25 protein-coding genes are annotated in these 25,317 nt (G+C 71.4%); 11 read left to right on the forward strand and 14 right to left on the reverse strand.

Annotated elements, in window-relative coordinates; all coding sequences use genetic code 11:
• The first annotated feature begins 42 nt into the window (after positions 1–42).
• Both ACZ7LT_RS19560 and ACZ7LT_RS19565 read left to right on the forward strand, forming a co-directional pair.
• A complete protein-coding gene (locus tag ACZ7LT_RS19560; protein ID WP_471237285.1) occupies positions 43–444 on the forward strand; it encodes a GtrA family protein in 402 nt (133 codons plus the stop codon).
• Positions 432–1,415: a YihY/virulence factor BrkB family protein gene (locus ACZ7LT_RS19565; RefSeq protein ID WP_471237286.1), complete on the forward strand. Its 984-nt coding sequence runs from the start codon at positions 432–434 to the stop codon at positions 1,413–1,415. The genes ACZ7LT_RS19560 and ACZ7LT_RS19565 overlap by 13 nt, the downstream gene beginning before the upstream one ends.
• On the opposite strand, the gene ACZ7LT_RS19570 is transcribed toward ACZ7LT_RS19565, so the two are convergent.
• Entirely contained in the window at positions 1,381–2,595 is a 1,215-nt protein-coding gene (locus tag ACZ7LT_RS19570) for a D-alanyl-D-alanine carboxypeptidase family protein (RefSeq protein WP_471237287.1), read from the reverse strand. The two genes, ACZ7LT_RS19565 and ACZ7LT_RS19570, sit on opposite strands and share 35 nt — an antisense overlap.
• Before the next feature lie 151 nt (positions 2,596–2,746).
• On the opposite strand from ACZ7LT_RS19570, the gene ACZ7LT_RS19575 reads away from it, so the two are divergent.
• Together ACZ7LT_RS19575 and ACZ7LT_RS19580 are read left to right on the forward strand one after the other, a co-directional pair.
• Complete coding sequence (locus ACZ7LT_RS19575) at positions 2,747–3,001, forward strand: SCO4848 family membrane protein (RefSeq protein WP_471237288.1); 255 nt, start codon at positions 2,747–2,749, stop codon at positions 2,999–3,001.
• A gap of 12 nt (positions 3,002–3,013) precedes the next feature.
• Positions 3,014–4,420, forward strand: coding sequence for a metallophosphoesterase (locus tag ACZ7LT_RS19580; protein ID WP_471237289.1), 1,407 nt, complete (start codon positions 3,014–3,016; stop codon positions 4,418–4,420).
• A gap of 33 nt (positions 4,421–4,453) precedes the next feature.
• On the opposite strand, the gene ACZ7LT_RS19585 is transcribed toward ACZ7LT_RS19580, so the two are convergent.
• From ACZ7LT_RS19585 to ACZ7LT_RS19595, 3 genes are read right to left on the reverse strand one after another with little or no spacing between them, the layout of a single operon-like run.
• Positions 4,454–5,254: a TetR/AcrR family transcriptional regulator gene (locus ACZ7LT_RS19585; protein ID WP_471237290.1), complete on the reverse strand. Its 801-nt coding sequence runs from the start codon at positions 5,252–5,254 to the stop codon at positions 4,454–4,456.
• The gene (locus ACZ7LT_RS19590) at positions 5,227–5,643 is read right to left on the reverse strand and encodes a thiol-disulfide oxidoreductase DCC family protein (protein ID WP_471237466.1); all 417 of its coding nucleotides are present in this window, start codon (positions 5,641–5,643) and stop codon (positions 5,227–5,229) included. The genes ACZ7LT_RS19585 and ACZ7LT_RS19590 overlap by 28 nt, the downstream gene beginning before the upstream one ends.
• A 16-nt stretch (positions 5,644–5,659) precedes the next feature.
• On the reverse strand, positions 5,660–6,091 hold the full coding sequence (locus ACZ7LT_RS19595) for a hypothetical protein (RefSeq protein ID WP_471237291.1): 432 nt from the start codon (positions 6,089–6,091) through the stop codon (positions 5,660–5,662).
• Between the two features lie 137 nt (positions 6,092–6,228).
• On the opposite strand from ACZ7LT_RS19595, the gene ACZ7LT_RS19600 reads away from it, so the two are divergent.
• Complete coding sequence (locus ACZ7LT_RS19600; protein WP_471237292.1) at positions 6,229–7,029, forward strand: alpha/beta fold hydrolase; 801 nt, start codon at positions 6,229–6,231, stop codon at positions 7,027–7,029.
• A 3-nt stretch (positions 7,030–7,032) separates the two neighbouring features.
• On the opposite strand, the gene ACZ7LT_RS19605 is transcribed toward ACZ7LT_RS19600, so the two are convergent.
• Positions 7,033–8,235: an MFS transporter gene (locus tag ACZ7LT_RS19605; RefSeq protein WP_471237293.1), complete on the reverse strand. Its 1,203-nt coding sequence runs from the start codon at positions 8,233–8,235 to the stop codon at positions 7,033–7,035.
• A gap of 96 nt (positions 8,236–8,331) precedes the next feature.
• On the opposite strand from ACZ7LT_RS19605, the gene ACZ7LT_RS19610 reads away from it, so the two are divergent.
• Positions 8,332–8,853 (forward strand): MarR family winged helix-turn-helix transcriptional regulator, encoded by a 522-nt coding sequence (locus ACZ7LT_RS19610; RefSeq protein ID WP_471237294.1) that lies wholly within the window; start codon positions 8,332–8,334, stop codon positions 8,851–8,853.
• Here ACZ7LT_RS19610 and ACZ7LT_RS19615 read toward each other — a convergent pair.
• The 7 genes from ACZ7LT_RS19615 to ACZ7LT_RS19645 form a co-directional block, all read right to left on the reverse strand.
• Entirely contained in the window at positions 8,807–10,018 is a 1,212-nt protein-coding gene (locus ACZ7LT_RS19615) for a serine hydrolase domain-containing protein (RefSeq protein ID WP_471237295.1), read from the reverse strand. The genes ACZ7LT_RS19610 and ACZ7LT_RS19615 overlap by 47 nt on opposite strands.
• A gap of 136 nt (positions 10,019–10,154) precedes the next feature.
• The gene (locus ACZ7LT_RS19620) at positions 10,155–10,673 is read right to left on the reverse strand and encodes a hypothetical protein (RefSeq protein WP_471237296.1); all 519 of its coding nucleotides are present in this window, start codon (positions 10,671–10,673) and stop codon (positions 10,155–10,157) included.
• Between the two features lie 87 nt (positions 10,674–10,760).
• Positions 10,761–11,519, reverse strand: coding sequence for a succinate dehydrogenase iron-sulfur subunit (locus ACZ7LT_RS19625; RefSeq protein WP_471237297.1), 759 nt, complete (start codon positions 11,517–11,519; stop codon positions 10,761–10,763).
• Complete coding sequence (sdhA, locus tag ACZ7LT_RS19630; protein WP_471237298.1) at positions 11,519–13,273, reverse strand: succinate dehydrogenase flavoprotein subunit; 1,755 nt, start codon at positions 13,271–13,273, stop codon at positions 11,519–11,521. Before sdhA ends, ACZ7LT_RS19625 begins: the two co-directional genes overlap by 1 nt.
• A 25-nt stretch (positions 13,274–13,298) precedes the next feature.
• Complete coding sequence (locus ACZ7LT_RS19635; RefSeq protein ID WP_471237299.1) at positions 13,299–13,772, reverse strand: succinate dehydrogenase hydrophobic membrane anchor subunit; 474 nt, start codon at positions 13,770–13,772, stop codon at positions 13,299–13,301.
• Between the two features lie 8 nt (positions 13,773–13,780).
• Positions 13,781–14,161, reverse strand: a complete 381-nt coding sequence (gene sdhC, locus ACZ7LT_RS19640; RefSeq protein WP_078513386.1) for a succinate dehydrogenase, cytochrome b556 subunit — start codon at positions 14,159–14,161, stop codon at positions 13,781–13,783.
• Between the two features lie 147 nt (positions 14,162–14,308).
• Positions 14,309–14,905, reverse strand: coding sequence for a 2-oxo-4-hydroxy-4-carboxy-5-ureidoimidazoline decarboxylase (locus ACZ7LT_RS19645; protein WP_471237467.1), 597 nt, complete (start codon positions 14,903–14,905; stop codon positions 14,309–14,311).
• Between the two features lie 207 nt (positions 14,906–15,112).
• Between ACZ7LT_RS19645 and ACZ7LT_RS19650 the strand changes: the two genes are divergently transcribed.
• Positions 15,113–16,759 (forward strand): beta-N-acetylhexosaminidase, encoded by a 1,647-nt coding sequence (locus ACZ7LT_RS19650; RefSeq protein WP_471237468.1) that lies wholly within the window; start codon positions 15,113–15,115, stop codon positions 16,757–16,759.
• 134 nt (positions 16,760–16,893) lie between these two features.
• Positions 16,894–17,463 carry a hypothetical protein gene (locus ACZ7LT_RS19655; RefSeq protein WP_471237300.1) on the forward strand — a complete coding sequence of 190 codons (570 nt, stop codon included), beginning with the start codon at positions 16,894–16,896 and terminating at the stop codon, positions 17,461–17,463.
• A 180-nt stretch (positions 17,464–17,643) separates the two neighbouring features.
• Here the strand turns inward: ACZ7LT_RS19655 and ACZ7LT_RS19660 are convergent, their stop codons facing one another.
• A complete protein-coding gene (locus tag ACZ7LT_RS19660) occupies positions 17,644–20,298 on the reverse strand; it encodes an FG-GAP-like repeat-containing protein (protein ID WP_471237301.1) in 2,655 nt (884 codons plus the stop codon).
• A gap of 479 nt (positions 20,299–20,777) precedes the next feature.
• Between ACZ7LT_RS19660 and ACZ7LT_RS19665 the strand changes: the two genes are divergently transcribed.
• The gene (locus ACZ7LT_RS19665) at positions 20,778–21,455 is read left to right on the forward strand and encodes an RNA polymerase sigma factor (RefSeq protein ID WP_471237469.1); all 678 of its coding nucleotides are present in this window, start codon (positions 20,778–20,780) and stop codon (positions 21,453–21,455) included.
• On the forward strand, positions 21,455–22,444 hold the full coding sequence (locus tag ACZ7LT_RS19670) for a hypothetical protein (protein ID WP_471237302.1): 990 nt from the start codon (positions 21,455–21,457) through the stop codon (positions 22,442–22,444). The genes ACZ7LT_RS19665 and ACZ7LT_RS19670 overlap by 1 nt, the downstream gene beginning before the upstream one ends.
• 229 nt (positions 22,445–22,673) lie before the next feature.
• Here ACZ7LT_RS19670 and ACZ7LT_RS19675 read toward each other — a convergent pair whose 3' ends face one another.
• A complete protein-coding gene (locus ACZ7LT_RS19675; protein ID WP_471237303.1) occupies positions 22,674–23,528 on the reverse strand; it encodes a L,D-transpeptidase family protein in 855 nt (284 codons plus the stop codon).
• Positions 23,529–23,671: 143 nt separating this feature from the next.
• On the opposite strand from ACZ7LT_RS19675, the gene ACZ7LT_RS19680 reads away from it, so the two are divergent.
• Complete coding sequence (locus tag ACZ7LT_RS19680; RefSeq protein ID WP_471237304.1) at positions 23,672–25,252, forward strand: acyl-CoA mutase large subunit family protein; 1,581 nt, start codon at positions 23,672–23,674, stop codon at positions 25,250–25,252.
• Positions 25,253–25,317: the final 65 nt, after the last annotated feature.

Consider the following 25,317-nt stretch of genomic DNA (forward strand, 5'->3'; position numbering starts at 1 on the left):
GAAGGGGCGGAAAACGCCCGGGCAGCCCCACGCGCGCGTGAAGTGGCCGGGTTCGCCGCCACGGGGCTGTGCGCGTACGGAGTCGATCTCGCGCTGTTCGTCTGGCTCCGCGGACCTTTCGGCATGGACCCGTACGCCGCGAAGGCCGTCTCCTTCCTCGCCGGGTGCACCGTCGCGTACCTCGGCAACGCCCTCGGCACCTACCGGCGCCGCCACGTCGCCCTGCGGGAGTACGCCGTCTTCTTCGGCGTCAACGCCGCCGGCGCCCTTGTCCAGCTCCTGTGCCTGGGGGTCTCGCGCCACGCCCTCGGCCTCACCTCGGCCCGCGCCGACACGGTCTCCGCACTCGGCATCGGCATGGCACTCGCCACCTGCCTGCGATTCTGGGGTACCCGCACACTGGTCTTCCGCACAGGGGGTACGCGTACGTCATGGACTGGCTGACCAAGCTCCCCGTCGTCGGACCCCTCGTCACCCGGCTGATGCGCACGCACGCGTGGCGCTCCTACGAGACCCTGGACCGGGTCCACTGGACCAGGCTCGCCGCCGCGATCACGTTCATCAGCTTCCTCGGCCTCTTCCCGCTGATCACCGTCGGAGCCGCCGTCGGCGCCGCCCTGCTCACCGACGCCCAGCTCAAGGACATCGAGCAGAAGATCGGCGAGCAGGTGCCCGGCATCTCCGAACAGCTCGACATCGACGCGCTGGTCGCCAACGCCGGGACCGTCGGCCTCGTCGCCGGTGCCGTGCTGCTCTTCGCCGGCATCAGCTGGGTCGGCTCGATGCGGGACTGTCTGCGCGCGGTGTGGGACAAGGACGACGAGGACGAGGGCAATCCGGTCGTACGCAAGGCCAAGGACGCCGTCGTGCTCGTCGGGCTCGGCGCGACCGCGCTCGCCTCGTTGGCCGCCTCCGCGCTCGGCTCGACCGCCGTCGGCTGGACCGCCGACCGGCTGGGGATCGGGGGCGGCGGCGCGGGCGGCGTCCTGCTCCAGATCGCCGCGCTGCTGGTCGCCGTCCTCGCCGACTTCCTGATGCTGCTCTACATCCTGACGCTGCTGCCCGGCGTCCATCCCGAGCGGCGCCGGCTCGTGGTGGCGGCGCTCATCGGCGCCGTCGGCTTCGAACTGCTGAAGCTGCTGCTCGGCGGCTACATGCGGGGCGTCGCGGCGAAGTCGATGTACGGGGCCTTCGGCGTGCCGGTCGCCCTGCTGCTGTGGATCAACTTCACCGCGAAGCTGCTGCTGTTCTGCGCGGCGTGGACGGCCACAGGACGGGCGGAGACCGCCGAGGAGAGCCCCGCGGGCCAGGGGCCCCCTGAGGGCGGCCAAGAGCCCTCCAAGGGGGGCTCCTCCACGGACCGCAAGGAGCCCCGTACCGCTAGCGGCCCCGGCGAAGCGGCCACTTCCGGTTGACCAGCAGCACCGCCCCGGCCACGACGACCAGCACCCCGCCGAAGATCCCGAGCGCGATCCCGATCCCGCCGGACTTCTCCGCCGCCGAGGCCTTCGCCAGGGCGGTGTCGCCGTCCTTCGCCGGTCCCTTGGAGGCGTCGCCCGTACGGGCCGACTTCGGCGGCACCAGCTCGCCGACCGGCTTCACCTTCCCGGACGCCGCGAAGCCCCAGTCGAGGAGGCGGGCCGTCTCCTTGTAGACCGCGGAGGACTCCTTGGACGACGGGTTCATGACGGTCACCAGCAGCACCTTGCCGCCGCGCTCGGCCACGCCGGTGAAGGTCCATCCGGCGTGCGTGGTGCTGCCGTTCTTCACCCCGGCGATGCCCTGGTACGGGGCGACGCCGTGGGAGCCGGTCAGCAGCCGGTTGGTGTTCTGGATCTCGAACGTCTCGCGCTTCTTGCCGGGCTTCTGCTCCCCGGGGAACTGCGCGCGCGCCGTCGCGGCGTACTCCCGGAAGTCCGGCTTCTGCATCCCGCTGCGGGCGATGAGCGTGAGGTCGTACGCGGAGGAGACCTGGCCGGGGGCGTCGTAGCCGTCGGGGGACACGACGTGCGTGTCCAGCGCCTGGAGCTCGGCGGCGTGGTCGTTCATCTCCTTGACCGTCTTGGGGACGCCGCCGTTCATGGCGGACAGGACGTGCACGGCGTCGTTGCCGGACTTCAGGAAGACACCGAGCCACAGGTCGTGGACGGTGTACGAGAGCTTCTCCTTTATCCCGACGAGGCTGGACCCCTGGCCCAGATTGGCGAGCTCGGCCGGGGCGACCGTATGGGTCTGCTTCTTCTGGAGCTTGGGTAGCAGGGTGTCCGCGAAGAGCATCTTCAGGGTCGAGGCGGGGGGCAGCCGCCAGTGCGCGTTGTGCGCGGCCAGGACGTCACCCGTCTCGGCGTCCGCGACGATCCACGAACGGCCGGACAGCTCCTTCGGCAGCACCGGCACGCCCGGGGCCAGATTCACCTGGGTGCCGGGTTTCCCGAGGAGCTTGCCGCCGACCGTGGACATGACCGCCGGCGGCTTGGGCTGCTTGTCTTCCGGGCCCCCGGGCTTCGTGGGGCTGGCGAGGGCGGGCGCGGCGGTGAGAAGAGGCAGCAGCGCGGCGGCGGTGACCGTCACAGCGGTCTTTTTCAAGGCAGACACGGTCGAGAACGTACAGGGAGAGATCAAAGAACCGAACCCCGCGGGGCGGTATGTGGCGGACGTCTGGGCTCCACTTCCCTCGGGCGCAGGGCACGCGCCGGGCGCACGACCCCGCCGCACCCCACCCGCACCGGCCGGTGATACTGAACCCATGAAGCTCACCCGTCCCGTCGCCTGGTTCCTGCTCGCATTCGGGGTGTGGAGCTGGTTCATCTGGATCACTTTCGTCAAGAACCTGTGGGCCAACGGGAGCGGGCTCGCTTTCGACGACGCGGGTGACCCGACCGGGTACTTCTGGGTCCATCTGCTGCTCGCCGTGACGTCCTTTCTCCTGGGGACGGGGATCGGCGTGATCGGGTTGCGTGGCGTGCTCGCATTGCGACGCGAACGACGCGAACGCGGATAGGGGTGTCGGGACGTGCTGCTCTTCCTGCTCGTGCTGCTCGTGGTGCTCGCCCTGCTGGCGGGGGTCCACTGGTATGTCTGGCGCCGTCTGGTGCGCGATGTCACGGCGCGCGGAAGCGTGGCACGCAAGGCAGGGACGGTCGCGGTCATCGTGCTGCCCCTGCTGTCCCTCGCGGCGCTGACCTCGGCCCGCGCGGGCGCCCCCTTCTGGCTCCAGCAGACGGTGGCCTGGCCCGGGTACCTCTGGCTCGCCCTGCTGCTGTACGTGGTCCTCGCCCTGGTGGCGGGGGAGGCGGTCCGCCCGCTCCTGACCTGGTGGCTCCACCGCCGGGCCTCGGCAGCCGGGACGGGGACGGCGGCCGCAGCCGTGGCGGGCGCGCCGACGGCGGAGCGCGCAGCGGTGCCGTCGCGGTCCGACGGCCCTGAAGCCGCCGTCACCTCCTCCGCCGTGGTCGCGGCGCCCACCGCCCCGGACGCCTCCGTGGCGACCGCGGGCGGCCCGGCCGCGGCTCTCGCCGAAGCGCCGGCGCCACCGGAGCAGCCGGCCGCCCCCGCCCCCGACCCGGCCCCCGAGTCCGACTCCCCCCGGCCCCACCTCTCCCGGCGGCTCTTCGTCTCCCGGGTCGTCGGCGGGGGCGCCGCCGCCGTCGCAGGCGGGACCGTGGCGTACGGGACGTACGGGGTGCTGCGCGGCCCCCGCGTCAAGCGGGTGACCGTGCCGCTCGCGAAGATCGGGCGCGGGGTGCACGGCTACCGCATCGCCGTGGTCTCCGACATCCATATCGGACCGATCCTCGGGCGGGCCCACACCCAGCGGATCGTGGACACGATCAACGGCACACAGCCGGACCTCATCGCCGTCGTCGGCGACCTCGTCGACGGGACCGTCGAGAACCTCGGGCCCGCCGCCGAGCCACTGGCGCAGCTCAGGGCCAAGGACGGGGCGTACTTCGTCACCGGCAACCACGAGTACTTCTCGGGCGCCGACGCCTGGGTCGACCACGTCCGGGAGCTCGGGCTGCGGCCCCTGCGCAACGACCGGGTCGAGCTCGGCGGGTTCGACCTCGCCGGGGTCGACGACATCGCGGGGGAGAGCGAGGGCAAGGGCCCCGACTTCGGCAAGGCGCTCGGGGACCGGGACCGGGCGCGTGCCTCCGTCCTGCTCGCGCACCAGCCGGTGGTGATCCATGACGCCGTCCGCCACGGCGTCGACCTCCAGCTCTCCGGTCACACCCACGGCGGACAGCTGTGGCCCGGCAATCTCATCGCCGATCTCGCCAACCCGACCCTCGCCGGACTCGAGCGGTACGGCGACACCCAGCTGTACGTGTCCCGGGGCGCCGGTGCCTGGGGGCCGCCCGTACGGGTCGGGGCGCCGTCCGACATCACGCTCGTGGAGCTGGCCTCCCGCCAGACGTGAGCGGGGCCGTACGCACGCGGGCCGTCGGGTCCGTCAGGCCTTCTTCGTGGAGCGCTTGGGCTTGCCGGAGGCCGCCATGCCCGCCGCCGTCGGCATGAAGTCCGCGAGGAGTTCGTGGGTCTCCTTGACCAGGGGCCGCAGCAGCCGGAAGCGGGAGAGCGAGATCGCCCGGGCCGAGACCGGCGCCAGCCGCTCCACCAGGCGGCGGCTGTTGGTGCACCCTTCGGAGCGGTCGTACACCCAGAACAGCACCAGGCCCATCTGCTGGAGCCACAGCAACTGCGGAAGCGCCTCGGCGAGTTCCGGATCGATCTTGACGGACGCGCCGGAGATGACCCGGCGGTGGACGTCGATCGCGGCCTCGCGCGGCCCCTCCGACTCGGGGGAGAAGGGGCTCAGGGGGCTGTCGGGGTCGGCGGCGTTCTTGAAGAACTGCGCCGCGAACTCGTGGTACGGCTCGGCGATGTCGAGCCAGCCGAGCAGGACCCCGCGGATGCGTGCCGCGAGGTCCTTCTCGTCGCTGTCCAGGATTCCGGCGACGGCCGCCTGGTGCTCGTCGGCGATCCGGTCGTAGAACCCCTGGACGAGGTGTTCCTTGGAGGAGAAGTAGTAGTAGGCGTTCCCGACGGAGACTCCGGCCTCCTGGGCGATGGCCCGCATGGTCGTCTTGTCGTAACCGCGGTCCTTGAAGAGCCGGAGCGCGGTTTCGAGGATGAGGGTGCGGGTCTGCTCGCTCTTGGGCGCCTTGGCGGGCTTGTCGGCCGCCGCCGCCTTCACTTCCTTCTCTTCCTTCACGCTGCCCGAGCCTAGCCGTGCCCGGCCGGTGCTCCGCACCGCCCGTCCGCGCAGCTCGGAGCCGTGGCCTGGCGCCATTTGGCGGCGGCGAGCACACACGCCCGGGCGAACGGGGCCCCGGCGGGGGTGGCCAGCCAGTGGGCACGGGGCCGGTGTTCGGCCAGTGCCCAGAGGCAGACGATCCAGGCGGACGTGCCCCGGTAGATCTGGCCTGCGTCGCCGATGACCGTGATCTCCGCCAGGGTGGCGTCGTGGTCGAGGCCGGGGAAGCGGCGGCGGGCCTCCTGGGACCCGGCGGGCACCAGCTCGATCGGGACGAGCTGGTGCTGCCGCAGCAGCCAGGCCCGCACGTGCACGCAGAGCGGGCACTGGGCGTCGTAGAGCACCGTGAGCCGGGTGACGGGCGTGACGGGTGTCCCCGGGGCCATGGTGGTCACGGCTGTCTCACGCGCCGGTGGTGGGGGCGGCCCAGGGGCCCTGGCCCGTACCGGTCCAGCCCTGCGGGGGCACCGGCGGCACCTGCTCGCGCTCCATCACACCCCGGCGGCGGATCTTGTTGAGGACGTAGACGTTGCCGAGGTGCATCACGCCGAGGACGAGCAGGACCACGCCCTGCTTCACCGACAGCGCCTCGAAGAGACCGCGGGCGTCGGCGACCGTCTCGTCCTGGCTGAGGTAGAGGGCGACGAAGCCGAAGTTGACGAGGTAGAAGCCGACCACCAGGAGGTGGTTCACGGCTTCGGCGAGCTTCTCGTTCCCGTGCAGGACATCCGCGAGGAAGATCTTGCCGTTCCTGCTCAGGGTCCGGGCCACCCAGATGGTCAACGCCACGCTGATGAGCAGGTAGGCGATGTACGCGACGACAGTGAGGTCCATGCCCCACCCTCCCTTGAACGCGTTCAAAAGGTTGATGTGCTTGACTGTAGACCCTCCTTTGAACGTGTTCAAGTCCGGGGGTGCCGGGGTGGAAAAGCGCAGGCGCCGGCGGATGCCGGGCACCTACGATCACGGGCGTGACGCTCTCTCATGACATGGCCGGCGACGGCCCCACGGTCCTCCTCCTGCACTCCTCGGTCTGCGACCGCGGGATGTGGGACCCGCAGTGGCAGCCCCTCCTGGACGCCGGGTACCGCGTGGTGCGCTGCGACTTCCGCGGCCATGGCGAAACGCCCGCGGACGCGGGGGACTACAGCGACGCCGAGGACGTACGGGAGCTGCTGGACGCCCTCGGCGTCGACCGGGCGGCCGTCGTCGCCTCCTCCTTCGGCGGCCGGGTCGCCCTGGAGTTCGCCGCCGGCCACCCCGAGCGGGTGACGGCCCTGGCCCTGCTCTGCGCGGGCATGCCCGGCCATGAACCGGGCCCGGAGCTCCTCGCCTTCGACGCCCGCGAGAACGCCTTCTTCGACGCAGACGACGTGTCCGGCGCGGTCGAACTCAACCTGGACACCTGGCTCGGCCCGGACGCGGACGCCGACGCCTGCGCGAAGGTCCGGGTGATGCAGCGTCACGCCTTCGACATCCAGCTCGCCGCCGACGCCGAGGCGCAGGAGCGGCAGGGTGAGCAGCCGGAGCCTGAGGCCGAGGCGGAGGTGGCGCCCGCCGTCGACCTCACCCGCATCACCGCCCCCACCCTCGCCGTCGCGGGCGCGTACGACGCCTCCGACTTCCGTGAGATCGCCAAGACCCTCGCCGCCACCCTCCCTGCCGCCCGCCATGTCGAGCTGCCCTGGGCGGGCCATCTCCCCTCCCTGGAGCGCCCCGAGGAGACCACGGCCCTTCTGCTCGACTTCCTCGCCGCTCCCGCCGCCCCGTAGGGATCACCCGGTGCCGAACCGCCGTACCCCCGGCACCAGGGCCGTCGCCAGGCAGCAGCCGCCGACCAGGACCGCGGCGGCCGCCAGCGGCACCTCCGGGCCCCAGGCCGAGGCGGCCGCCGGGGCCAGGACGTAGGCAAGCGGCATGGCCGCCAGGGAGAGCAGCCAGTCGTAGGAGGTGACGCGGGCCAGCGCGTGGGGCGGGAAGGCGCGCTGCACCGCCGTCTGCCACACCGGCGAGAGGAAGCCGAGACCGGCCTGTGCGAGGCCGTACGCGGCGATCGTCACCGGCGCCGGGGCCGAGACTGCCAGCAGGAGCAGCGGGGCTGCGTAGAGCGCGAGGCCCAGATTGGCCGTCAGGACCGGTCGCCGGGGGCGGGCCCGGCCGGCCAGCAGCGAACCGGCCAGCAGGCCCACCGCACCGGTCTGGAGCATCACCACCCAGGTGGTCTCACCGCCGAGTTCGGCCAGCACAAGGGCCGGCCCGAGGGTCATCAGCACGGCCGCTGCGCCGTTCCACGCGGCATGGGCGATCAGGCTCGTCCAGTACCAGTCCCGGCCACGGACCTCCTGCCAGCCCTCGGTGAGATCGGCCGCCAGCGACCGGCGGGGGATCGGCACGCGCTCGACCCGTACGGCCACGAGCAGCGCGGCCGAGAGGGCGAAGGTCGCCGCGTCCAGGACGAAGGCCCAGCCCGGCCCGGCCGTCACGATCAGCAGCCCGGCGCAGGCCGGGCCGCCCAGCCGGGTGGCGCTCTCGGCCACCCCCATCGCCGCGTTGGCCCGCTGGAGGGCCCCCTCGGCGACGACCCCCTTGAGCAGCGGGGAGGCCGTCGGCATGGCGAAGGCCCCGGCCGCGCCGCCGACCGCCCCGGCCGTGGCGATCACCCGCAGGTCCGGTGCCCCGGAGAGCAGCTGCGCGCCGACCAGGAGCTGGCAGGCGCACCGGACGAGATCGGTGACGAGCGCGACCGTACGCGCGTTGAAGCGGTCGCCGACCACCCCGCCCAGCGGCAGCAGGAGCAGCTTGGGCACCATCGCGCAGGCCAGGACCAGCGCGAGGGCCGATGTGGAGCCGGTGGCCTCCAGGACGGCGAGGCCGAGCGCGGTGGGGATGACGGCGTCGCCGAGGAGGGAGAGGGTGCGCCCGGCGAGCAGGAGTTGGAAGGGGCGGGTACGCACCGGGTGTGCGGTGGTGGACGGCATGGCGGCAAAAGTATTTCGCTACCAAATGATTCGTCAACGAAATATTCGGTGTCGAAGTACGTCACCCGCCAGGACCCCCGACGTACCATCGGATCCATGGAGACCGAAGGCCCGCGCGACTGGACCGACGAGCACGTGGCGCGCTGGAAGCCGGTTCTGCCCGACCTCGACCCGGACGTCGAGGGCGCCGTCACCCGCATGAAGAAGCTCTCCGTCCATCTGCGGCGCGTGCGCGAACAGTCCCTCGCCGACTTCGACCTGGAGCGGCACGAGTTCGACACCCTCCACAAGCTCGCCGGCCGCGGCGGCAGCGCCGCCCCCTCCGAACTCTCCGTCGACCTCGACCTCGCACCCGCCTCCGTCACCGGCCGCCTCGACGCCCTGGAGCGGCGCGGCTTCGTGCGCCGCACGCAGTCCACCCACGACCGCCGCCGGGTCGTCGTCGAACTCACCGAGTCCGGCCGCTCGACGTGGCTGGGCGCCATGGACGTCCTCGGTCATGAGGAGGAACGGCTGCTCGGCGTCCTCGACCGGGACGAACGCGCCCAGCTCAACGCCATGCTGCGGCGCATCATGCTGCTGGCCGAGGAGGACGACCGCCGCCACGGCCCGATCTAGTCCCGGCTCCGCTAGGCCCCGGCCGCCGGAACGCCGCCTCCGCGATCCTCATCACGTGGTCCAGCTCCGAGTGCTCCTTCCCCTGAGGCGCGCGGCCCGTCGGATTCATCGAATACACCAGCACCCGGTCCAGCGCCCCGCTGTCGTCCCGCGTCACGAACACCCCGTTGGTGTACCCGCCGTACGACCCCGACTTGCCCCAGGCGACCGCACCGCCCACAGGCGCCCGCTGTATCCCGGCCTTGCTGAACCTGGCCCCCGCCGCCTCAGGCATCTCGAACAGCAGCTTCTGCTCGGCCGGCCGCAGCAGCCGGCCACGTATCAGCGCGGTCATGAACCGGGTCAGATCAGGGGCGTTGGAGACCATGCCGCCCTCCGCCCACGGCCACGGGCTCATCTTCTCGGAGATGTCCGTGAGCTCCGTGTCGTCCGGACTGCGCACGACGGCGGCGCGGGAGAACGGCGCGGGCAGCGAGGTGTCGTGCGCCTCCGGCAGGGAGGTGTCCCGCAGCCGCAGCGGCCGCAGGATCCGCTCGTGCAGCTCCTGCCGGTACGGACGACCCGTGACCCGCTCGATCATCATCCCGACGAGGTAGTAGTTGATGCCGTTGTACTGCGTGGTCTTGCCGGGCTCCGTCGGCGTGCCGCACCGCAGCGAGGCCGCCACCACCTCCTCGGGCGGGCCCTCGACCACGCACGAGGGCTGCGGAATGCCGCTCGTATGGCTGAGCAGCTGCTCCAGGGTGATGTCCCGCTCGTATGCCGCCGGAAGGACGCCGGGCAGCACCTCCCGGACCGTCGAGTCCATCCGTAACTTCCGTTCGCCGACGAGCTGGAGGGCGATGGTGGAGGTGAACAGCTTGGTGATGCTGCCGATGCGTACATGCGCGTCCGGGGAGGGGACGGAAGGGCCCGCGATCCCGCGCCAGTGTCCGTCCCGGCCGCTCACGGACACCAGCGCGCCGGTCACCACCCGGGTCGGCAGCCCCGCGATCGAGGCGCGCAGGGCCGCCCGGTCCAGGCGGTCGTGCCGGGGCGACTCCACGGCGACGGGGGTACGGGGCGCCGCGGTGGCCGGGACCATCGTGCCCACGACACCGACGAGCGCGGCCCCGGCCGCCGCGAACATGCCCCAACGGGCGTGAAGACTCAGCGAGTTCGTCATGCCGACAAGTCTTCCGCCGATCACCCCGCCGGCCCATCCGGGATCACCCCCGGCGAACCCGGGAGCACCCCCGAGGCGCCCCTGAGACCTGCCCTGAGACCTTCCCTGAGGACCTGCCAGGGCCCAGTCTCAGGTCTCAGATGCTCAGCGAGCGGGCGTAGTTGATCTGCCCCATCACCCAGTGGATCGTGTCCGGGCCGGTCGCCGGAATCATCGTCGAGTGGTGCCGGCCGCCGCTGGTCACCGTCACCTGGATGAAGCCCGTCGTCGTCTTCTCCTTCATCAGGAGGAACAGCAGACCCAGCAGGCAGAAGATAAAGAAGATGACGGCCAGGACGATGGCGACCGTCGGCATCTTCTCCTCGGTACGGGACATGTCCGTGGCGTTCCACACCGCGCCCTTGAGCGGCATCGTGCCCGCGGGCGTGACGATCGAGTCGCCCATGACGGTGATGTCACCGAGGGAGAGCAGCGGCCCCCCGCCCGCCGCCGGAACTCCGGCCCCGGGGCCCAGCGGCGCGGGCTGCTGCGGATAGCCGTAGCCGGGCACGGGGTTGGGGCTGGGGTTGGGGTAGCCGTAGCCCGGCGTACCGGGCGGCTGGGTCGGTCCCCACTTGTACTCCCCGTCCGAGGCGTACGGGTTCGGCTCGCTCATTTCTCCCCGATCTCCGATGTCCGAGCGCGGGAAAGCCCGCCTCTGGACGCTGAGCGTACAGAAGCGGGCTTCCGGCCGTACAACCCGTCAGAAACGACGCGTGATCAGCGCGCGCTTCACTTCCTGGATCGCCTTGGTGACCTCGATACCGCGCGGGCAGGCGTCCGTGCAGTTGAACGTGGTGCGGCAACGCCACACGCCGTCCTTGTCGTTGAGGATCTCGAGCCGCTGCTCGCCGGCCTCGTCACGCGAGTCGAAGATGAAGCGGTGCGCGTTGACGATCGCGGCCGGGCCGAAGTACTGGCCGTCGTTCCAGAAGACCGGGCAGGACGACGTGCATGCGGCGCACAGGATGCACTTGGTGGTGTCGTCGAACCGCTCGCGGTCCTCGGCCGACTGGAGCCGCTCACGCGTGGGCTCGTTGCCCTTGGTGATCAGGAACGGCATGACGTCCCGGTACGCCTGGAAGAACGGCTCCATGTCCACGACCAGGTCCTTGAGGACCGTGAGGCCCTTGATGGCCTCGACCGTGATCGGCTTCTCGGGGTTGATGTCCTTGATCAGCGTCTTGCAGGCGAGCCTGTTCTTGCCGTTGATCCGCATCGCGTCCGAGCCGCAGATGCCGTGCGCGCACGAGCGACGGAAGGTCAGCGTGCCGTCGACGTCCCACTTGATCTTGTGGAGACCGTCGAGCACGCGCTCCTTCGGGTCGATCTCGATCTGGAAGTCCTCCCAGACCGCCGCGTCCGAGATCTCGGGGTTGAAGCGGCGGATCCGGAAGGTGACCGTGATGTACGGAGAGGCTGCGGAGTCCTTCTCCACCTTGTCCAGTACGGGGGTAGCCATCAGTACTTACGCTCCATCGGCTGGTAGCGGGTCTGGACGACCGGCTTGTAGTCGAGACGGACGGTCTCGGAGCCGTCGTCGCCGACCTCGCGGTACGCCATGGTGTGGCGCATGAAGTTGACGTCGTCGCGGTTGGGGTAGTCCTCGCGGTAGTGACCGCCGCGGGACTCCTTGCGCGCCAGGGCCGAGACGGCCATGACCTCGGCCAGGTCGAGCAGGTTGCCCAGCTCGATGGCCTCCAGCAGGTCCGTGTTGAAGCGCTTGCCCTTGTCCTGGATGGACACGTTCAGGTAGCGCTCGCGCAGCTCGGCGATCTTCTCGACGGCCGTCTTGATGGTCTGCTCGGTACGGAACACCATCACGTTGGCGTCCATCGTCTCCTGCAGCTCACGGCGCAGCTCGGCGACCCGCTCCGTGCCCGTGGAGTTGCGCAGCCGCTCGACCTGCTCGGCGACGAACGCCGCCGGGTTCTCCGGCAGCTCGACGTAGTCGGACTTCGCCGAGTACTCGGCGGCGGCGATACCGGCCCGCTTGCCGAAGACGTTGATGTCGAGCAGCGAGTTGGTGCCCAGACGGTTGGCGCCGTGCACGGAGACACAGGCGACCTCGCCGGCCGCGTACAGACCCGGGACGACGGTGGTGTTGTCCGCCAGGACCTCACCCTCGACGTTGGTCGGGATGCCGCCCATGGCGTAGTGCGCGGTCGGCTGGATCGGGATCGGGTCCGTGTAGGGCTCGATGCCGAGGTACGTCCGCGCGAACTCGGTGATGTCCGGGAGCTTGGCGTCCAGCTGCTCCGGCGGCAGGTGGGTGAGGTCCAGGTAGACGTGGTCGCCCTCGGGGCCACAGCCACGGCCTTCGCGGATCTCCGTGTAGATGGAGCGCGAGACGACGTCACGGGACGCGAGGTCCTTCATGACCGGCGCGTACTTCTCCATGAAGCGCTCGCCGTCCTTGTTGCGGAGGATGCCGCCCTCACCACGGGCGCCCTCCGTCAGCAGGATGCCCATGCGCCAGATGCCCGTCGGGTGGAACTGGAAGAACTCCATGTCCTCCAGCGGCAGACCGCGGCGGTAGCAGGCCGCCTGGCCGTCACCGGTCAGGGTGTGCGCGTTGGAGGTCACCTTGAAGAACTTGCCGGTGCCGCCCGAGGCGTAGATGACGGCCTTCGCCTGGAAGATGTGGATCTCGCCGGTGGCCAGCTCGTAGGCGACCACACCGGCCGACTTCTTGACGCCGTCGACCTCGGTGATCAGCTGGTCGAGGACGTAGAACTCGTTGAAGAACTCCACACCCTCCTTGACGCAGTTCTGGTACAGCGTCTGGAGGATCATGTGACCGGTGCGGTCCGCGGCGTAGCAGGACCGGCGGACCGGGGCCTCGCCGTGGTTGCGGGAGTGGCCGCCGAAGCGGCGCTGGTCGATGGTGCCGTTCGGGGTCCGGTTGAACGGCAGGCCCATCTTCTCCAGGTCGAGGACGGCGTCGATGGCCTCCTTCGCCAGGATCTCGGCGGCGTCCTGGTCGACCAGGTAGTCACCGCCCTTGACCGTGTCGAAGGTGTGCCACTCCCAGTTGTCCTCCTCCACGTTGGCGAGCGCGGCGGCCATGCCGCCCTGCGCGGCGCCCGTGTGGGAGCGGGTGGGGTAGAGCTTCGTCAGGACGGCGGTGCGGCTGCGCTTCGTCGCCTCGATGGCGGCGCGCATGCCGGCGCCACCGGCGCCGACGATGACGGTGTCGTACTTGTGGATCTTCATGACGTGGATTACCTCAGCCCCGTGCCTAGCGGATGTTCGGGTCGAAGGTGAAGATCACCAGCGTGCCCAGAAGGATGGTGAACACCGTGGCGGTGTACAGCAGGCCCTTGAGCCACAGACGCGTGTTGGCACGCTCCGCGTAGTCGTTGATGACCGTGCGGAGGCCGTTCGCGCCGTGCAGCATTGCCAGCCACAGCATCAGCAGGTCCCAGACCTGCCAGAACGGCGAGGCCCAGCGGCCGGCGACGAAGGCGAAGCCGATCTTGGAGACGCCGCCGTCGAGGACGAGCTGGATCAGCAGGTGGCCGATGACCAGGACGACCAGGACGATGCCGGAGAGGCGCATGAAGAGCCACGCGGCCATCTCGAAGTTGCCGCGGGTCGAGCGCGGGGTCTTCTTGGTGCGCTTGCGCGGGGCCTCGATGTACGGCGCGGGGTTGTCCACGTCGTAGACGGAGCCCTCGACGGGCCCGATCGCGGAAGAGGTGTCAGCGGACATGTCTGGCCTCAGCTCCCGAAGACTTCAGCGGCGGCGTGGCCCAGCACGGGGTACAGCGCACCTGCCATCAGCACGATCCAGATGCCCATGACGGTCCAGAGCATCTGCTTCTGGTAGCGCGGGCCCTTGGACCAGAAGTCCACGGCGATCACGCGCAGGCCGTTGAGAGCGTGGAAGAGGATGGCGGCGACGAGGCCGTACTCAAGGAGCGCGACGATCGGCGTCTTGTAGGTGGCGACCACTTCGTCGTAGGCCTCGGGGGAGACGCGGACGAGAGCGGTGTCCAGCACGTGTACGAACAGGAAGAAGAAAATGAGGACGCCGGTGACTCGATGAGCCACCCAGGACCACATTCCTTCCCGGCCGCGGTACAGCGTTCCAGCCGGCACGGAAGAACCCTCCGGGAGCGGGGATCAGGGCCGGCCGGCTTCTCTGTCGGTCTGGCCCGGCCGGGTACGGTCCACCGGCCCCGGCCATCGTAGCGACGTGTTGTCGGTTCGCTCACTCGGGGTCGACAGGTGTGATCAAACAGGCAATCAAACAGGCACGGACGGGCTATCCGGCGCGCCGGGGCCGGTGGCGTCGGCGACCAGGTGGGCGAGGCGGGCGCGGGCGAGGCGGCGCAGCTCGTCGGCGGCGACCGCCCGCTCCTCGTCCCGTTCGTTGCCGAGCCGGGATCGGATCCCCGCCAGCACCTGGTTCAGGTGCTCGTCCGGCGCGTAGCCGTCGAGGCTGATCACGAAGGCGTGTCCGAAGCTGCTCTCGTACGCGGCGTGCGCGGCGCGCAGCGCGGTGAGCGCGGCCGCCGGGATGCCGGGGGGCGGGGCCGCGGAGGCCTCGTCGGCCAGGGCCTCGTCGAGGTCGGGCGCCGAGAGGTCGTAGCTGGCCTCGTCGGCGGCGGCGAGCAGTGCATCGAGCGTGGGGTAGGGGCGGTGGGCGGCGAGCCGCTGGGCCCAGCGGCGGCTGCCGCAGCAGGCGAGCAGGGCGGCCTCGGCGGCGCCGGGCGGGGCGGTGTTGAACCGTTCGAGTCCGGTACGGGAGGTGGCGCCGCGCGTCTGGCTGGGTATGGCCGTGGGAGCGGCGGTTCCGGTACGGGGTCCGGAGAGGTGGCCGGCGTGGGATTCGCTGGACAGCGTGGGCTCCTCGAACCGCTGAACGGCTGGGAAGGGTGGGGTGAGTGTGCCGCAACGCTATCGGCGGGCGGGAGCGCGTGTGCGACGGATGCGTGATTTTCACCCGGAAGGGAGAGTTTCGATCCCCGCAATGGACGTTCACCTGCCCCATGCGTGCGTATATCGCCCGTTGGTGATCAATCGCCCGATGAGGGAGTATTTCGAGTGATGTGGAACTCCGCGCATCGGCGAACCGGCCGAATATGCGGCGCGGCCGTCACGACGGCCGCGCTGATCGCCGTCACTGCAACGGGCTGCGGCAACGGCTCCGGCGGCCCGGCGGGGGCCGGTACGCCGCCGGCCGGTGTCACCAGTGCCCCGCCCGCCTCGCCCCAGGTGTCTCCGACGCCCACCCCGACCCCGACTCCGACCCCCACCCGGACCTACGCCCTCTCCCAGGCCCCGGCCACCGTTCCGGCCGTACGGGCACATGAGGCCGCCCGCGGCCCCGGCTGGAAGCCCGGCCCCACCAGCGCCGTCGTCGTGGCCGAGGGCAGCGACGCGCTCGCCGACGAGGGGCGGCTGCTCGCCCGGGAGCTCAAGATCGACTACCGCGGCGCCGAACCCGTCCGCGCCGGTGACGTCGAGCTCGCCCTCACCCCCTCCGGCGGCGGCCCCGCGGAGTCGTACACCCTCACCACCCGCGACAACCGCGTCCGGATCAACGGTCCCGACGAGGCCGGCGTCTTCTACGGCACCCGGACCGTCAAGCAGGCCCTGAAGTCGGGCGCGACCGTCCCCGAGGGCGTCGTCACCGACCGGCCCGACCGGCCGCAGCGCGGGCTCAACCTCGACATCGCGCGCAAGCACTTCACCGCCGACTGGATCGAGGCGCGGCTGCGCGAGATGGCCGACCTCAAGCTCAACCAGTTCGGTCTGCACTTCTCCGACGACCAGGGCTTCCGGATCGCCTCCGACTCCCACCCCGAGGTCGTCTCCGCCCAGCACCTCACCAAGGCCGAGGTCCGCCGGATCCTCGCCCTCGCCCAGAGCCTGCACATCACCGTCGTACCGGAGATCGACTCGCCCGGACACCTCGGCGCCGTCCTCAAGGCCCACCCCCAGCTCCAGCTGCGCAACGTCCAGGGCACCCCGCGGCAGGGCGCCATCGACATCTCCAAGCCCGAGTCGGCCCGGATCGTCGACGATCTGCTGCGGGAGTACGCGGGACTCTTCCCGGGCGGCTGGTTCCACGTCGGCGCCGACGAGTACCAGGCGCTGACCGTGCGCGACCCGCAGGCCTCCTACCCCCAGCTCGCCCAGGCCGCCCGGCAGAAGTACGGCGCTCAGGCCCGCGTCCAGGACCTCGCCGAGGGCTGGCTGAACGACCGCGCCGCCGTCGTCGCGGACACCGGCAAGAAGGCCAAGGCCTGGAACGACGGCTTCTTCCCCGGCGGTGTCGTCACCGCCGACAAGGGCATCGAGGTCGAGTACTGGACGGGCAAGGAGATAGGGGCGCGGCCGCCGCTGGAGTACCTGCGCGAGGGCCGGCAGGTGGTGAACCTCAACGACGAGTACCTCTACTACGTGCTCGGCGAGCCCAACGAGTTCACCTACCCCACCGGTCGGCGCATCTACGAGCAGTGGACCCCGCTGGTCCTGCGCGGCACCACCGCCGTCCCGGCGAGCTACTCCGACCAGATCCTCGGCGGCCGGCTCGCCGTCTGGTGCGACCTCTCCCAGGCGCAGACCCAGGACCAAGTGGCGGCGGGCATCCGTAAGCCGCTGGCCGCGCTCTCCCAGAAAGTGTGGGATCCGCGGAAGCCGGCACTGAGCTGGTCGCAGTTCGACGCCTTGGCGGACCGGGTCCGCTGAGGGTGAGGGTCCGGAACTTTCCGGCCATGCAGCACACCAAGGCGACCGGAGGTGCCGTTCCGGCCACGCTGTGACACATTCCGGCCACGCGGCGCAGTAAGAGGAAGTACTGCGTCCGCGACGGGAGGCGTCCCATGACGTCGGCAACGAGCCGAAGCCTGCTGGAACTGATCGCACAGGCCGACGAGCGGAGTCTCGCCGCCTCCGGGCTCGCCTGCCTGGACCGCTGCCTGCCCCTGCTCGACCTCGACGCCGCCGATGTGCTGCGGCCCGTCTGGGCGGCCGTGGCCCGGGGCGGCGGGCCCGCCTGGACCGAGACCCTCACCGAGGCGGGCGCCGCGCTGTCCGGGGACGGGGAGGGTGAGTGCGCCGCGCTGGTACGGAAGATGCTGGGCGCCGCGCCCGCCGCGTGGGCGGCCGAGCCGCTGCGGGAATGGGCCGACAGCTGCTCCGCCGCCGCGCTCGGGCTGCACGCCCGCTTCGACGCCGGGCCCGAGGAGGAGCGCGAGGCGCTCGTCGAGCGCTGCCGCTCGGGTGAGAGCGCCGCCGCGGGCCCGCTGCTCGCCGGCGAACTCCGCCGCCAGCAGTCCGTCCTTGACGCCGTCGCCCACGGCCCCACCGGCCTGCGCCGCGCCCGCGAACTCTCCGTCGAGGGCCGCCGCGTCCTCCGCGCGGTCGTCTCCCGCCGGGCGCGGACGGCCTGACGCGCCGGCGCGCCGCGGGTGGCGTGCCGGACGCGCAGCCGCCCCGCCGCGCCCCCACGGCCGGCCGTCGTCGCCCGGCCTGGCAACGCCCGGCCTTTCGACCGGCCCGTACGACCAAGGCCGGGGCCCCCGATTGGGGACCCCGGCCTTCGCCGTACTGCTTGTGCCGCCGCCCGTGGGTTACGGCATCAGCGTCTGGCCGATGCGGACGCCCGTCGGGGCGCCCAGCTCCGGGGCGCCGTAGTAGCGGCCGGAGGAAGTGACGATGCCGCTCGCGCTGCTGTTGTCGATCTGGAGGATCGTGCCGCTGGCCGTGTCCTCGCCCTCCGCGCCGATCGCGATGTCCGCCCGCAGGTAACCGGACAGGTCGGTCAGCGACACCGACGAGCCCAGCCGGTCGCCGGCCTCCGGCGTGCCCGGGACTCCGCCCGCGCCCTGGGCGTAGGCGGTCGAGCCGGTCGCCGTCGGGCCCGTGGACGCGCCGCGCAGGAGGATCACGAAGCCCGCGTCCTTCTGCGTGCCGTTCTTGACGATCTCCTTGCCGGGAACGCCGGTCAGGATGTCGCCGAACCCGTCGAGGTTCACATCGCCCACGGACACCGAGGCGCCCATGTCGTCACCGGCCGTCCCCGCGCCGGGAACGCTCGCCGAGTCCTGCCCGAGGGTCTTGCGGGTCGGCGAGGTGAGACCCGTCGACGAGCCGAAGACCGTGGTGACCGCACCGCCGGTGAAGGCGTGCCCCGACTCGGCGCCGGACGGCTGGCCCACGACCACGTCCGCGTAGCCGTCGCCGTTGACGTCGCCCGTGGCGAGCGCGCGGCCGCCGGGCGCGTCCAGGATGCCGACCCGCTGGAGGCCGGTCGCCGAGCCCTTCAGCCACAGCAGCTTGCCTTTGAAGGCGAGGTCGCGGTAGTTGACGGCGACGTCGGCGTACCCGTCCTTGTTGAAGTCGCCGGTGACGGCCGAGGCGTAGGCGACGCCCGCGGTGTACGCGGCGGTGTTCAGGTAGCCGTACTGCACCTGGCCGCTCGCCAGGTTCCAGGCCCACCAGCGGCCCGGCTTGCCCGGTGCGACGCCGAGGATGTCGGCCTTGCCGTCGGCGTTGAAGTCGCCGACCGTGACGGCGGTGCCGAGCCGCTCCTCGCCGATGCGCAGCGAGGTGGGGATGCCGTAGTACCCGCCGGTGTTCAGGCCGGGGCCGTAGAGGACGGTGACCGAGCCGTTGTTCTTCTGGGTGCTGGTGAGCCGCTTGCCGGGCGCGCCGACGACCAGGTCCGCGTAACCGTCGCCGTTGATGTCGCCCCAGGCGCTGCCGGTGCCGAAGAGGTCACCGGCGACCGAGGCGCCGGGGACGCCCTCGCTGTTCTGGTCCAGGTTCTTCTTGACCTCGTGGCTCGGGCCGTCGGTGGTGCCCGGGAGCACGGTCACCCGGCCGGAGCTGGTGGCGGTCTTCGGCAGACCGGCGACGAGGTCGGTGATGCCGTCGCGGTTGAAGTCGGTGGTCGGGATCGCGGAGTTGCGGCCGGGCTTGGACGCGAAGTCCCGGATCGCACCGAGCTTGCTGTAGAGGTTCACACCCGGGCAGGCGGTGGCGAAGGCGTCGCGGTGCCCGGAGATGGTGTTGAAGGTGACGTCCGCGCCCTCGGAGGTGGTGCCGTCCGGGTTCGTCTCGATCCGGGTCAGCGTGACCTTGGCGGTGGGGGAGACGCCGTACTGCCCCAGCTTGTACGCGGCGACCCGGGCGGCCGACTCCAGCGCGGCCTTGGTCGGCTTCGCCTCCTCGAAGTTGCCGATCAGGGCGATGCCCGTGGAGTACGAGTTGAAGCCGTAGGTGTGCGCACCCCGGACGGGCAGGTCGGTGCCGCCGCCCCGGCCCTCGAAGATCCGGCCGCACTTGTCGACCAGGAAGTTGTAGCCGAGGTCGTTCCAGCCGTTGCCCTGTATGTGGAAGAGCATGATCGCGCGGACGATCGCAGGCGACTGGGAGCAGCTGTAGTTGTTGCTGTCGGTGGTGTGGTGGATGTACACCGCCTGGATCTTGTCGATGTACTCCGCCGGGTCCTCGACCTTGGTCTCGTCGGCGCCCCACTGCGCGCGCGAGATGATCGGCGGCTTGACCGTCGTGGACGGCAGAGCCGTCGGAACCTGCGGCGCGGGCTCCTCCTGCGATTCGGCCGGGGCCGAGGAGGTCGCCGTCGCGGACGCCGAGGCGGTCGGGGAAGCGGATGCGGACGCCTCGGCGGCGGGCGCCTCCGACGCGGAAGGCGCGGCCGGGGTGTCGGTGGCCGAGCCCGTCGGCGACGCGGCCGGCGTGGACGTCTCCTCCATGGCGAACGCGGCGGGCTCCATGCCCTCGGCGGCGCCGGTCACCGCGTCGGGCGCCTTGGCCTCCTGCGGGGTCAGACCGGGGTCGACCAGCGTGAGCTCCAGGCCCTTCGGCAGCGGGATCCGCGAACCGTTGGCGTCGATCACCCGGGCCTCGGCGGCGTCGGAGGGACCGACCCAGACGGGCTCGGTGGCGCCCCGCGCGCCGGCCGGCGCGCCCTCGGTGAGGTCGGCGGCCTTCTCCAGCTGCTTCCACTCGGTCCACTCACCGGTCTCGATCGACCGAGTGCGCACCTCCGCCTCGCCGTCGAACTTCGCCTTCACCGAGTCCCAGGTGATGCCCACCATGGAGAACGTCTTGGTCTCCGTGGACGGCAGCTCGCGCTCGGCGCCGCTGCCGCGCAGGGCGTAGTCGAAGACCTGGCCCTTGCGCGGGGACGGCGCCTGCGCGACCGGTTCGTCGGACGGACTGGCGATGGCGACCGTGACCACACCGGCGCCGCCGAGCACGACGGCACCCAGCGTCAGCCAGGCGCGTCTTTTCAGACTGAGCGGTCGGTACGCATGAGACCTGCGACGCGGGCTCAAATGCCCCACCCTTCAACGGAGTTGGTATCCGGCGCACACGCCTCGCGTGTGCCCCCGAACCACCCAGCGTTTTACGGGCCTTTTACGTCACGCTTCACACGCCAAATGTGGCGCGGATCACGTTTAGGGGTGCGTCTTTCCAGAAATGGGCCTTCATGGAAGACGACCGGGGCCGCCACCCCCCACAGGAGAGGCCCCGGTCGCCATCCGTCAGAGCCGCAGCACGGCCCCGTACTCCACTCAGCGCCATGGATGCGTTTTCTGTCACACCGCCCAGGGGCAGGTCGAGGTTGCAGGTTGTACTAGACATGGACGTGACGCCCGGAAAGGACGTAGCGTGCTGCTGCGCGCTGGGCAGCGCGGCGGTGGTGACCAGCCGCGATGACGGACAGGTTGTGGGAGTGCTGGGGGACGACGCGGAGCTGACCGCCGCGGTGCTCGCGGCACAGGACGGGGACGAAGACGCTTTCCGTACTGTGTACCGCGCCGTGCACCCGCGGCTCCTCGGCTACATACGCACGCTGGTGGGCGAGGCGGACGCCGAGGACGTCACCTCCGAGGCCTGGCTGCAGATAGCCCGGGACCTCGACCGGTTCAGCGGGGACGCGGACCGGTTCCGCGGCTGGGCGGCCCGTATCGCCCGTAACCGCGCCCTCGACCACATACGGATGCGGGGCAGGCGCCCCGCGGTCGGCGGCGACGAGACCGAACTCACCGACAAGCCCGCCGAGTCCGACACCGCGGACGAGGCCCTGGAAGCCCTGGCCACCGGCCGCACCATGGATCTGATCGCCCAACTGCCCCAGGACCAGGCCGAGGCCGTCGTCCTGCGGGTCGTCGTCGGCCTGGACGCCAAGAGCGCCGCCCACACCCTGGGCAAACGGCCCGGAGCCGTACGTACCGCCGCACATCGGGGCCTGAAGCGGCTGGCCGAACTGCTCGGGGCCGATCCCTCCGCCCCGGACGGCCAGCAGCCCGCCGCGCTCGAAGCCGTACCATCGCAGCGCGGCCGCCGGGCGCGCGCCACCGCCCCCGGTGGTGTGACGCATTCGCGGGCGCGGACGCAGAAGGACATGTGATGGCCGACGAGCGGTACAGATGGCTCGACCAGGACGCGGCAGAACGGCTGCTGCGCGGTGAGTCCGTCGACCCCGTCGACGACCACGCCCGTGACCAGGCCGAAGGGCTCGCCCGGGCGCTGGACGCGGTGCGCCCCGACATCGTCGAAGCCGGGGAACTCCCCGGTGAGCGGGCGGCGCTGGCCGCCTTCCGGGCGGCATCGGCCGCCCGCGGCCGCACCCCGGCCGCGGGCCGCGCCCCAGACCTTGGTGCCGTCGAGCTCACCCCGCCCGCCCGTACGGAGCGGCCGGTGCGCTGGGCCCGCCCGCTGCGCTGGGGTCTCGCCGCGTCGCTCGCCGGAATCGCGGTGGGCGGTGTCGCGGTCGCCGCGAGCACCGGTGTGCTGCCGACGCCGTTCGGCGGCGAGCGGGCGCCGGCCACCTCCGTGTCCTCGGCGGCCACGCCGCCGCCGGTCGGCGCACAGGACCCCACCGGCGGGCCGAGCCGCGCCCCGGAGCCGCCGGGCATCGACAGCGTCACGCCGTCCGCGTCCGGTTCGCCCGGACGGCCGGAGCAGGGCGGGGACGACCCCACCGGCACCGGGAAGACCGCAGAGCCCGAGCCGGGGACGTCGTCGCCGACGCGCGGCCGGGACGACGCCGACGTGGCCAGGAAGACCGTCAAGGCCTGCAAGGACTTCCGCGACGGCCAGCTCGACGGCGACCGCAGGCGCCATTTGAGGGCGGCGGCCGGCAATGAGTCGGTCAAACGTTTCTGCGACCGGGTGCTCGGCGCCACGAAGGATGACGGCGGCACCGGCGGCACCGGCGGCGACGACGGCAAGGGCGACGGCGGCACGGACGGCGGCACGGACGGCGAGAAGGGTGACGGGACCGGCGGCGCCGCGCCCGCGGTCTCCTTCAAGCCGGTCCCGCAGGAGGTCCCGGCCGAGGTCGAGGAGCCCCTGGCGTCGATCGCCCCCGCGCCGAGCACCGCGGAAGTTTTCTGAGCCACTCTTCCGGCGCCTGACCTGCGGTTTTCCTGCCCGGCTCACATTCGGCCGACTTTCTGGCCAACGAGGTGTGACGTTTTTCCGCCCCGTGACGCAGTACTGAGTGAGCCGACTGGTCATCGGCCGCGCAGGAGCCGAGGTTCCCCCCGTACCTTCGGCTCCGCGCATATGGCGCGGGCGGGACACGTTCCCCCGGTCCCGCCCGCGCCCTCTCTCTTGGCTCAGATCACCAGTGGACGACGACCTTGTCGCCGACCTTCACCTGGTTGAAGACCTCCGCCAGCTTGGACATGTCCCGCACGTTGACGCAGCCGTGCGAGGCGCCGGCGTAGCCACGGGCCGCGAAGTCCGCCGAGTAGTGCACCGCCTGGCCCCGGCTGAAGAACATCGAGTACGGCATCTGCGTGTGGTACAGCGTCGACTTCCAGGTGCGCTCCTTGCGGTCCACCTTGAACGTGCCCTCACGCGTGGGGGTGTTCTCCGAGCCGAAGCGCACGTCGAACGACGAGACGACCTTGCCGTCGATCATCCAGGCCAGCGTGCGGCTCTCCTTGCTGATGCACAGCACCCGCCCGGTCAGACAGCGCGGGTCGGGCTTGTCCAGCTTGTTGGTGGTGGACGGCTTCAGCTCGTCGGCGGTCGGCTTACGGGTCATCCCGAGCAGCTTCTGCCAGGTGATCTCGTCCACCGAACCGGTCTGCGGGAGCTCCCGCTTCTTCTGGAACGCCTTGACCGCGCCGCCGGTCATCGAGCCGTAGAAGGCGGTGGGGCTGCGGTCGAAGTAGCCGATCTGGCGCAGCCGGGCCTGGAGCTCGCGGACCTTCTCGCTCTCGTCGCCGTCCTTCATCAGGACCTTCGACTGCGGCGTCGGCGTCGCGCTCGACGGCGACGCGGACGGCTTGTCGTCGGAGGGCTCCGCCGACGGCTCCGCGGAGGGCGACGCGGAGGACTCGGCCGACGCGGCGGCGGAGGGCGGCGTGGCCGGTGAGGACGCCGAGGGCGTGCCGGTGGAGCCGGCGGCCTGCGCCGTGCAGCCGGTGGCCAGAGCCACCGCTGCCGCGGCCAGGACTGCTCTCTTCATGACGGACTTGCGGTACATCAGTGCCCCCCCGGGACGGTCGGTGTGTACGTAGTGATGCTCGCCGGGCGTGCTTGGTTGCGCTCCGCGCCCCATGCTGAGTAACAGGTCGGACACAGCAGCGGTGGCGAGCGGAGGCAGGCTACATGGCACGCGAATCGGAGTCGGGACTGCCCGTCGAACCGGTCTACGGACCCGGCGACCTGGCGGGATGGGACCCCGCCGAGAAGCTCGGCGAGCCCGGCGGCTACCCCTTCACCCGGGGCGTCTACCCCTCGATGTACACCGGTCGGCCCTGGACGATGCGTCAGTACGCGGGCTTCGGCACCGCCGTCGAGTCCAACGCCCGCTACCAGCAGCTCATCGCCCACGGCACCACGGGCCTGTCCGTCGCCTTCGACCTGCCCACCCAGATGGGTCACGACTCGGACGCCCCGCTCGCGCACGGCGAGGTCGGCAAGGTCGGGGTCGCCATCGACTCGATCGACGACATGCGGATCCTGTTCCACGGGATCCCGCTGGACAAGGTCTCCACCTCGATGACCATCAACGCCCCCGCGGCGCTGCTCCTGCTGCTCTACCAGCTGGTCGCCGAGGAGCAGGGCGTCGAGGCGGACAAGCTCACCGGCACGATCCAGAACGACGTGCTCAAGGAGTACATCGCGCGCGGGACGTACATCTTCCCGCCCTCGCCCTCGCTGCGGCTGATCGCGGACATCTTCCGCTACTGCCGGGCCGAGATCCCGAAGTGGAACACGATCTCGATCTCCGGCTACCACATGGCGGAGGCCGGCGCCTCGCCCGCGCAGGAGATCGCCTTCACCCTCGCCGACGGCGTCGAGTACGTCCGTACGGCCGTCGCCGCCGGTATGGACGTCGACGACTTCGCGCCCCGCCTCTCCTTCTTCTTCGTGGCCCGCACCACCCTGCTCGAAGAGGTCGCCAAGTTCCGCGCCGCCCGGCGGATCTGGGCGAGGGTCATGAAGGAGGAGTTCGCCGCCCAGGACCCCAAGTCGCTGATGCTCCGCTTCCACACCCAGACCGCCGGGGTCCAGCTCACCGCCCAGCAGCCCGAGGTCAATCTGGTGCGGGTGGCCGTCCAGGGCCTCGCGGCCGTCCTCGGCGGCACCCAGTCGCTGCACACCAACTCCTTCGACGAGGCCATCGCGCTCCCCACCGACAAGAGCGCCCGGCTCGCCCTGCGGACCCAGCAGGTCCTCGCGTACGAGACCGACGTCACCGCCACCGTCGACCCCTTCGCCGGGTCGTACGCCGTCGAGCGCATGACGGACGACGTGGAGGCGGCGGCGCTCGCGCTGATGGCGCGGGTCGAGGACCTGGGCGGGGCGGTCGCGGCGATCGAGCGCGGCTTCCAGAAGGAGGAGATCGAGCGCAACGCCTACCGCATCGCCCAGGAGACCGACAGCGGCGAGCGGGTCGTGGTCGGCGTCAACCGCTTCCTCACGGATGTGGAGGAGCCGTACGAGCCGCTGCGGGTGGACCCGGCCATCGAGGCGCAGCAGGCCGAGCGGCTCGCACGGCTGCGCGCCGAGCGCGACCAGGCGGCCGTGGACGCGGCGTTGGCGGCGCTCAAGGAGGCGGCGCGGGGCACGGACAACGTGCTGTACCCGATGAAGACCGCGCTCAAGGCGCGGGCGACGGTGGGGGAGGTGTGCGGCGCGCTGCGGGAGGTGTGGGGCACGTACGTCCCGAGCGACGCCTTCTGACCAGCCGGATCCCGGCAGTGCCTCCTGACGCGGCGTCATTGGATTCCGCATCGCGGAATACGGCG

The organism is Streptomyces sp. NPDC039465 (assembly GCF_055639315.1).